The organism is Bradyrhizobium sp. STM 3809 (assembly GCF_000239795.1).
GTDB lineage: Bacteria > Pseudomonadota > Alphaproteobacteria > Rhizobiales > Xanthobacteraceae > Bradyrhizobium.
In genome coordinates, this window is record NZ_CAFJ01000158.1 from 1 (window position 1) to 8,733 (window position 8,733).

Consider the following 8,733-nt stretch of genomic DNA (forward strand, 5'->3'; position numbering starts at 1 on the left):
ACGAAAACGTGGCCATCTGCGGACTTGCGCAGGCTCATCGGCCCGGCCACGCCGGCCTTCAAACCAGCCTTGGCGAAGGCCTCGCCGATCTCGCGCTGCGTCGCGGCGAGCCCGAACGGGATCACCTCGATCGGCAGCGGGAAGCGGCCGAGCCGCGGCACCCATTTGCTGTCGTCGGCGATCACGATCATGCGAGCCGAGGCGCTGGCGACGATCTTCTCGCGCAGCAGCGCGCCGCCGCCGCCCTTGATCAGGTCGAGCGCCGGATTGATCTCGTCGGCGCCGTCGATGGTGATGTCGAGACGGTCGATCTCGTCGAGCGTGGTCAGCGGCACGCCGCAGGCCTCCGCCTGGGCCCGCGTCGCCTCCGATGTCGGCACGCCCACGACCTTGAGGCCGGCGCGCACCTTTTCGCCGAGCAGATCGACGAAATGCTTGGCGGTCGAGCCGGTGCCGAGGCCGAGGCGCATGCCGCTCTCGACCTCCTCCAGCGCGCGCGCCGCCGCCTGCCGCTTCAAAGCATCCATGTCGACCAACAACCCGCCCTCAACCGGGCCCCCCGGAAGCGGGGGGCCGAAAACCGGCGCATATCTAGCGATGTTTTGCCGCGGGGCCTAGCTCTCAGCGGTCACGAAATCGGACAAAAAGCCTCGGTTGGCCCCTTGCAGGGGCGCAAGCCTGTCGCTAGCCAATACCGATGGCCATCTCCAGCACCATCGTCTTCGATCTCGACGGCACCCTGGTCGACACGGCGCCGGACCTCATCAACGCGCTCAATCACATCTTGCAGCGCGAAGGGCTGCGGCCGCTGCCGCTCGCCGCGGCGCGCAAGATGATCGGGCACGGCGCGCGCAAGCTGCTCGAGCGCGGGCTCGAGGCGGAGGGCCGCTTCGCGAGCCCCGCCGAGATGGAACAGCTCACGGCCGATTTCATCGGCTTCTACGCCGACAACATCGCCGTCGAATCGCGCCCCTTCGAGGGCCTGGAGGCCGCGCTCGACGAGCTCGCCGGCCGCGGCTGCCAGTTTGCGGTGTGCACCAACAAGCTGGAATGGCTGTCGAAGCGGCTGCTCGACCAGCTCGGCCTGTCCTCCCGCTTCGCCGCGATCTGCGGCGCCGACACGTTCGGCGTCGCCAAGCCGGATCCGGCGATCCTGCGCCAGACCATCGCGCAGGCCGGCGGCGAGATCGGCGCCGCGATCATGGTCGGCGACGCTGGAACCGATGTCGGCGCCGCCCGACGCGCCGGCGTGCCGGTGATCGGCTGCACCTTCGGCTATACGGATGTGCCGATCGCCGAGCTCAATCCGGACCACCTGATCGACCATATGCGCGAGTTGCCGGCCGCGGTGACGACGCTGGCGCCGTCGCTCAAAATCCGCTGACCGAACTGCGAGACGCGCGGAAAGCGGCTGCGAGGCCGCGCTCTCCCTGACGGAGAGTTGGCGCCGTCCTGCAACCGGCCTGCCGCGCAACGGTTCTGCTCCGGGTGGAGAATCACGCCCCAACCCCCTGTGTCCGCAACAAAAAGCAACATTCTGGGGAACGCCAAGGTTCTGTTGAGAATAGGGTTGACCGCTGTTGCGCCGCTGTTTGGACACTCCTATGGTCGAACTGGGATTGCGGCCGATGGCCGCAGGGCGTGCGTGTGGGGCGGACATCATGATGCGGCGTGTCATCGCAATTGCGGTTGCGGGAGCTGGCCTTGCCGGCTGCTCGTCCTTCTCCATGGACAGCTTCAAGATGGCGGCGCCCGAGGTTCCGGTGCAGCTCGAATCGGTGCCGCCGGGCGCCGACGCCAAGACCTCGCTCGGACCGGGCTGCAAGACGCCGTGCACCGTCTCGGTCCCGGCGCCCGATGCCGGCTTCAGCGTCACGTTCACGATGGACAAATATCAGCCGCAGACCATCCCGGTGCAGGTGATCCGCAACTCCGGCGATTTCAACACCTCGCCGCCGGTCGTGATGGATCCGAGCCCGGTCGTGGCCGAGCTGCAACCCGCGCCGGGGGCGCCGGCGCCCAAGGCCGTCAAGCACATGCGGCCGAAGAAGCCGAAGCCGCCCAAGGCGGCCGCCGCACCAGCGCCGGCCGGCGCGCCCGCAGCCACTGGCTCCGCGGCGTTCCCCGCCCCGGTGCCCGGCGCTGCGCGCCAGTAGGGTCGGCAGCCGCGTTTGCGCCGCAGCAACGACGGCGCTGCTTGCCTGATTGTGAGCCGCGCGGATCATGATTAGATTGCTTGGGAACAGGACCCGGCCGTGCGCCTCGCGCGGTCGCTGCGTGGCATCGCCGCCACGCGCTGCAGCCATCTGCCAAGGCCATCCATGACCGCTGAGACGTTGAGTGAAACCACCCTGACGCGCCCTATGACCGACCCGTTTGGCCGTCGCATCAGCTATCTGCGCGTCTCCGTGACCGACCGCTGCGACCTGCGCTGCTTCTACTGCATGTCCGAGGACATGACGTTCCTGCCGAAGGCGGACCTGCTGACGCTCGAGGAGCTCGACCGGCTCTGCTCGGCCTTCATCCACAAGGGCGTGAAGAAGCTCAGGCTGACCGGCGGCGAGCCGCTGGTCCGGCGCAACGTCATGGGCCTGGTGCGCTCGCTGTCGCGGCACCTCAAGAGCGGCGCGCTCAACGAGCTGACGATGACGACGAACGCGACACAGCTCGCCAAATACGCGGCCGAGCTCGCCGATTGCGGCGTCCGCCGCATCAACGTCTCGCTCGACACGCTCGACCCCGACAAGTTCCGCACCATCACCCGCTGGGGCGATCTCGACCGCGTGCTCGCGGGCATCGAGGCGGCGCAGGCCGCCGGCATCGCGGTGAAGATCAACGCGGTCGCGCTCAAGAACATGAACGAGGACGAGATCCCCGCGCTGATCGACTGGGCGCACGGCAAGGGCATGGCGCTGACGCTCATCGAGGTGATGCCGATGGGCGAGATCGGCGAAGGCCGCATCGACCAGTATCTGCCGCTGTCGCTGCTGCGCGCCCGGCTGTCGCAGCAATACACGATGACCGATCTCGACGAGACCACCGGCGGCCCCGCGCGCTACGTCCGCGTCGCCGAGACCGGCGGCACGATCGGCTTCATCACGCCGATGACGCATAATTTCTGCGAGAGCTGCAACCGCGTCCGCGTCACCTGCACCGGCACCTTGCACACCTGCCTCGGCCACGAGGATGCCTCCGACCTGCGCAAACCGCTGCGCGCCTCGGCCAGCGACGAGCAGCTCAGCGAGGCGATCGACCGCGCCATCGGGCTGAAGCCGAAGGGTCACGACTTCATCATCGACCGCCGCCACAACCGCCCGAGCGTCAGCCGGCACATGAGCGTCACCGGCGGCTGATCCCTCGTGCTCCCCTGGAAGCTGATCGACACCGCAGAGGTGCCCGGTGGCGGCGAGCCGCTGCGGCTGATGCAGCGCGGCCGCGACTTCTCGATCAAGCTCGGATCGAACGAGCTGATGAGCAGCCGCCTCTACGGCTCCGAGGAGGCGCTGGCGACCTTGAGCTGCGCGCGGCTCAAGGACCGCCCTGCCCCGCATCTCCTCATCGGCGGCCTCGGCATGGGTTTTACCCTGCGCGCGGCGCTGAAGGTGCTGGGTCCGCAGGCGCGCGTCACGGTGGCCGAGCTCGTGCCGGCCGTGATCGCCTGGGCGCGCGGGCCGATGGCCGAGTTGTCCGGCGACAGCCTCGCCGATCCGCGCGTCGACATCCGCGAGGGCGACGTCGTGAAGCTGATCGCGACCGCGCGCGGCAGTTATGATGCGATCCTGCTCGACGTCGACAACGGCCCGCAGGGCCTGACGCGGGAGTCCAACGACGCGCTGTATGATCCCGCAGGGTTGCGCGCCGCCTTCACCGCGCTGCGGCCCGGCGGCGTGCTCGCGGTGTGGTCGTCGCATCCGGACGATCGCTTCGCGCCTCGTTTGCGCAAGGCCGGCTTCGGCGCCGAGGAGATCAGGATCCGCGCCACCGGCCGCGGCGGCGGCGGTGCCCGCCACGTGATCTGGATCGCGACGCGGCCGGCGTGAGCACGCCTCGCTGACGGCAACGCAGGCGTTCGCGCGGCCGCGCGACCCCTGGTTGAATTCCGGACCACGCCTGTTAGTCTTCCCCGCACGAGATTGATGTGGTGCATTTTACGATGCCTTTGCGCGAGGCGAGCGTTTTCACGGGCTGATTGGCATGACGATCGACATTTTGAAGGACACCAAGACCCATCCGGGGATGACGCATTGGTTCGACCCGCGGCTGCTCATCAAGCTTCTCAACAACGTCATCACCTCGGCGATGTTCGGCCATTACGCCGACCGGCGCCTGATGGTCGCCGCGCTCGATACCGTGGCGCCCGCCGTTCACCTGAAGCGCGCGACCGCGCTCGTGGACCAGTTCGGCCCGACGCGGGACGGACCGGTCTGGCTCGACTTCGTCGCCGATCTCGGCGACGGCTTCGACAGCACCTATGCGGTCGCCTGCCTGCTCGCCCGCGACTCCCTGACGTTCGACGGCGAGCCGCTGCCGCGCGGTCAGATCCTGGTGATGGGCGGCGACGAGGTCTACCCCTATGCCAACGCGCAAACCTACAAGAACCAGCTGCGGCGGCCGTATCAATGGGCCTCGCCCGACCATGACAAGACCGACGACCGCGGCGTTCCGCTGTTCGCGATCCCCGGCAATCACGACTGGTACGACGGCCTGTCGCAGTTCCTCGCCTATTTCACCCGGCCGACCCCCACCCATTTCGGCTCGTGGCGCACGCGGCAGAGCCGCAGCTATTTCGCCGTCCAGCTGACCCGGACGTGGTGGATCTGGGCGATGGACATTCAGCTCGCCGACGACATGGATCAGCCGCAGGCGGACTATTTCAACCTGATCGCCCAATCGGACCAGCTTCTGCCGGGCTCCAGGATCATCCTGTGCACGGCGGAGCCCGGCTGGCTCTACACCGACACCAACACCAAATCGTGGGAGATCGTCGACTACGCGCTCGGCATCGCCGCAAAGGCCAACAAGCAGCTCACGATCCCTCTCCTGCTCTCCGGCGACACCCATCACTACAGCCGCTATCAGGCCGGCGACGGCACCCAGTTCGTGACGTCCGGCGGCGGCGGCGCCTTCCTGCACCCCACGCACCAGCTGAAGAGCGATGTCAGCGTGCGCTGGACCGATCGAACGGTGCCGCTGACGCTCGGCCGCAGGAACGGCGGCCAGGAGCCCGCGGCCTACCCGCCGATGCCGACCAGCCGCAGCCTGCTGTGGCGAAACCTGTGGTTCGCGCTCACCAACTGGGATTTCTCGATCTTCATGGGCCTGGTCTATGTCGCGGTCGGCATTCTGGTCGGCCTGCGGGACTATCCCGACATCCACCTGATCGTCGCGCTGGTGCTCGGCGGCGGCATCGTCTTCTACACGACGGCTCAGGAGCACGTCTCGCTGTCGGCGATCTACCACAAATGGCGCAGGCGCCGCATCAAGCCTGACGATTTCGACACGCTGGCGAATGAGAATCTCTGGCTGCAGTTCCGGAAGGCGATGGTCGTCATCATCACCAGCCTGATCCACGCCTCGGCCCATGTCGCGACCGCCCTGTTCGCCGCCCGGGCCTTTGCGTCGTTCAACCAGGATCACTTCACGCTTTCGGGCCAATGGTACAGCGTGTGGAAATGGCTCGGCCTTCTCGCAGCCGAAATGGGCGTTGTCGGCTTCGTACTCGGCAGCAGCTATTTCGGCCTCAACATGCTCATCACCTGCCGGTGGCTGCGCATGAACCGCAACGATGCCTTCAGCGCGCTGCGGATCGGCGGCTACAACAACTTCCTCCGGTTGCGCATCGAGGGCGACGACGTCCAGGTTCACGCCATCGGCCTCGACGATGTGCCCCAGCGCCACGAATGGCGGGAGAATCCGGACTACAAGCCCGGAAATTCCGCGCAACCGCGCTTCGTGCCGGCCGGGCCGCTGCGACCGCATTTGATCGAGACGTTCGTCGTCTCGGGCAGGTCCGGGCCGGTCTGAGGTGAAACCGCCACCGCTTCGCGCACCATCCCTCGGCGATCACGCTCCGACGACGCAGCACCGCACCCGCACCACGACGGCTCTGAGCCGGCCGCGGTCACATTCCACCATGCACCGATAGCCTGCGGACCGCATCGCATCAGCATGACTACGGAGATTCGCCGCGCGAGCGGCGACGCAATTCTTCCCTGCGCATGCACGGCAGATCTGCTGCGGCCGGAGGAAAAAACGCGATGAAGCTTCGCGCCTCGCGTAATCGAATTGCGGCAAACACCGTAGTATTACGATGTCAGCAGGTAGCCAGCTGCTTCACGTACAACGAGACGGCATAACCGTTGGCTAACATATGATAGGATATGAGCAGACGGTGAAACGTTCTGCCGGGAAGTCAGCAAATGTCCGATCTCTACGCCCTCGTCTATGTCAGCCGCAAGACCACGGGGGCGCAGAGCGATATCGACGCCATCCTCCGCGGCGCCCGCAAGTTCAACGCCTGTTGTGACATCACCGGCGCATTGCTCTTCAACGACAGCAATTTCGCCCAGCTGATCGAGGGACCAGAGACCGCGGTCAAGCAGGCTTTCCAGCGGATCAAGCGCGACCCCAGGCATTGCGACGTGAAGCAATTGTCCTTCGAACCGACGCAGCGCCGCCGCTTCGGCGAGTGGTCGATGGCGTTCGTCGATTCGTCTCAGCAGCTCCGCGAGCTGGAGCCTTTGATGTGGAGTAACGATGCGGCATCGGCCGAGCGTGCCAGCCAAAAGATCCTGGATCTGCTGATCACGCTGGTCGAGCACGACGAGGTCGCGGGAGGCTGGCTTGCGTCATCGACTCCGGCTGTTCAGGCGTGACACGATCCGTCGCGAAGCTTAGCCGTTTCGTGATCCAGCCCGAGGGCGATCGGTCCGTGTGAGGACAGGCTCGGGTCGCGCCGGGCCCGATGACACGCCGGGTCGACGTAGGGCGGCATCGCACATTGTCCGTTCTTAGAGACAGCGGCCGGCGTCAAGCGCCGCGACCGCCCCGGATTTGCCCGCGCTCTCTCCCCCAGGCCCGGAACCCCGCGCGCGTCCGAGAGTTGCACAGCCGCGGAGAGGTTTGATCGATGAGCAGCAACGCTGTTCCTCGCGTCAGTTCTCCATTCGACAGCATCTGGACTCACAACTGGGCGGAGAGACGACGATGAAAGCTTCCCTTCTTCTTGCCGGCGCCCTGATCATCGGATCCAGCGCCGCGGCCCTCGCTGACGAATACTATGTCGTGCAGGGCCCGAGCCACCACTGCACCATCACCACCACGCGCCCGGCCGACCGTGAGGTCGTGACCCAGATCGGGCCGATGGCGTTCACGAGCCGTGTCGAAGCCGAAGACCGCATCAAGCAGACCAAGGTCTGCGAGGACGAAGGCACCGTCGGCAGCACCAGCAGCACGACCACGGTCATCAAGGAAAAGTAACCGTCCGGATCTTCGCTCGCCCGCTTGCGAGGTTGAAGGGTCGTGCTCATCGTGACGGGCACGGCCTTTCTGCTTGAGCGGGCGCATGCGCCGCCGACGAGGACTGGCGCGACCGAGACTTGCTCGCAGAAGCGACCGTTGCGTTCCTCCTCCGGGTTGAGTACTGCGCATGCCCAGGTGAAGGACCTCATGCATTCGCAATCGATCAAGCTCGCCGCCGGCAGCCTCGTGGTCGGGACGCTCGTCCTCGGCCTGAAGTTCTTCGCCTATTGGATCACCGGCTCGGTGGCGCTGTATTCGGACGCGCTGGAGAGCATCGTCAACGTCGTCACCGCCGGCGTCGCCCTGCTCGCGGTGCGGATCGCGGCGAAGCCGGCGGACGCCAATCACCCGTTCGGTCATCACAAGGTCGAGTATTTCAGCGCGGTCATCGAGGGCGTGATGATCGTCGTCGCGGCGCTGCTGATCGTCCACGAGGCCTATGGCAACTTGTTCGCGCCGCAGCCGTTCGCGGCGCCGACCGAAGGCCTCGCCGTCAATGGCCTCGCCAGCGCGATCAATGCCGTGTGGTGCTGGCTGCTGATCACCCGCGGCAAGCGGCTGCGCTCGCCGGCGCTGGTGGCAGACGGACGGCATCTCCTGACCGACGTCGTGTCCTCGGGCGGCGTCGTGATCGGCCTGCTGCTCGCCGTCGTGCTGAATCTGCCGATCCTCGACCCGGCCCTGGCCCTGCTGGTTGCCGTCAACATCCTCTGGTCGGGATGGCAGGTGCTCAAGGAATCGACCGGCGGCCTGATGGACGAGGCGGTCTCCGATGCCACACTGGCGCGCATCCGGCAGATCATCAGCCAGCACGCCGACGGCGCGCTGGAGGCGCATGACGTCCGCACCCGCCATGCCGGCCGGATGACCTTCATCGAGTTTCATCTCGTGGTTCCCGGCGAGATGTCGGTCAACGCGGCGCACGTGATCTGCGACCGCATCGAGGCCGCCCTGCGCGAGGATGACGAGCACAGTTGGATCACCATCCACGTCGAGCCCGAGAACAAGGCCAAGCATTCCGGCGTGGTCGTGCTGTGAGCCGCCACGGCTACGCTGTCCCGTCACCTGCGATGCGCGAAACGATCGGCTCGCAGACGAAGCGAGACCCCGGTGTCAAGTCACTCGGCATGACACCGGAGTCTCAGTTTCAACCATCAGGATCTGTTATAGGTCACTTGGGGCGGTGCCGACCCTTGTCATTCTGGTCATCAG

At 66.5% G+C, this 8,733-nt stretch carries 9 protein-coding genes; 8 read left to right on the forward strand and 1 reads right to left on the reverse strand.

Annotation, left to right across the window (positions count from 1 at the left end; translation table 11 throughout):
* Nucleotides 1-527: ribose-5-phosphate isomerase RpiA (gene rpiA, locus BRAS3809_RS08250; RefSeq protein WP_035655753.1), on the reverse strand; the 527-nt coding region annotated here is incomplete at its 3' end.
* 170 nt (nucleotides 528-697) lie between these two features.
* On the opposite strand from rpiA, the gene BRAS3809_RS08255 reads away from it, so the two are divergent.
* From BRAS3809_RS08255 to BRAS3809_RS08290, 8 genes are all read left to right on the forward strand, one after another.
* Nucleotides 698-1,384, forward strand: a complete 687-nt coding sequence (locus tag BRAS3809_RS08255; protein WP_008961629.1) for an HAD family hydrolase — start codon at nucleotides 698-700, stop codon at nucleotides 1,382-1,384.
* 280 nt (nucleotides 1,385-1,664) lie between these two features.
* Nucleotides 1,665-2,156 (forward strand): hypothetical protein, encoded by a 492-nt coding sequence (locus BRAS3809_RS08260; RefSeq protein WP_170323266.1) that lies wholly within the window; start codon nucleotides 1,665-1,667, stop codon nucleotides 2,154-2,156.
* A 165-nt stretch (nucleotides 2,157-2,321) separates the two neighbouring features.
* On the forward strand, nucleotides 2,322-3,353 hold the full coding sequence (gene moaA, locus BRAS3809_RS08265) for a GTP 3',8-cyclase MoaA (protein WP_008961631.1): 1,032 nt from the start codon (nucleotides 2,322-2,324) through the stop codon (nucleotides 3,351-3,353).
* Between the two features lie 6 nt (nucleotides 3,354-3,359).
* Nucleotides 3,360-4,040 (forward strand): spermidine synthase, encoded by a 681-nt coding sequence (locus tag BRAS3809_RS08270; protein WP_008961632.1) that lies wholly within the window; start codon nucleotides 3,360-3,362, stop codon nucleotides 4,038-4,040.
* A 154-nt stretch (nucleotides 4,041-4,194) separates the two neighbouring features.
* Nucleotides 4,195-6,024, forward strand: coding sequence for a metallophosphoesterase (locus BRAS3809_RS08275; protein WP_008961633.1), 1,830 nt, complete (start codon nucleotides 4,195-4,197; stop codon nucleotides 6,022-6,024).
* Between the two features lie 395 nt (nucleotides 6,025-6,419).
* Complete coding sequence (locus BRAS3809_RS08280; RefSeq protein ID WP_008961634.1) at nucleotides 6,420-6,875, forward strand: BLUF domain-containing protein; 456 nt, start codon at nucleotides 6,420-6,422, stop codon at nucleotides 6,873-6,875.
* A 331-nt stretch (nucleotides 6,876-7,206) separates the two neighbouring features.
* Nucleotides 7,207-7,479 (forward strand): hypothetical protein, encoded by a 273-nt coding sequence (locus BRAS3809_RS08285; protein WP_008961635.1) that lies wholly within the window; start codon nucleotides 7,207-7,209, stop codon nucleotides 7,477-7,479.
* 189 nt (nucleotides 7,480-7,668) lie between these two features.
* The gene (locus BRAS3809_RS08290; RefSeq protein WP_008961636.1) at nucleotides 7,669-8,559 is read left to right on the forward strand and encodes a cation diffusion facilitator family transporter; all 891 of its coding nucleotides are present in this window, start codon (nucleotides 7,669-7,671) and stop codon (nucleotides 8,557-8,559) included.
* Nucleotides 8,560-8,733 lie beyond the last annotated feature (174 nt).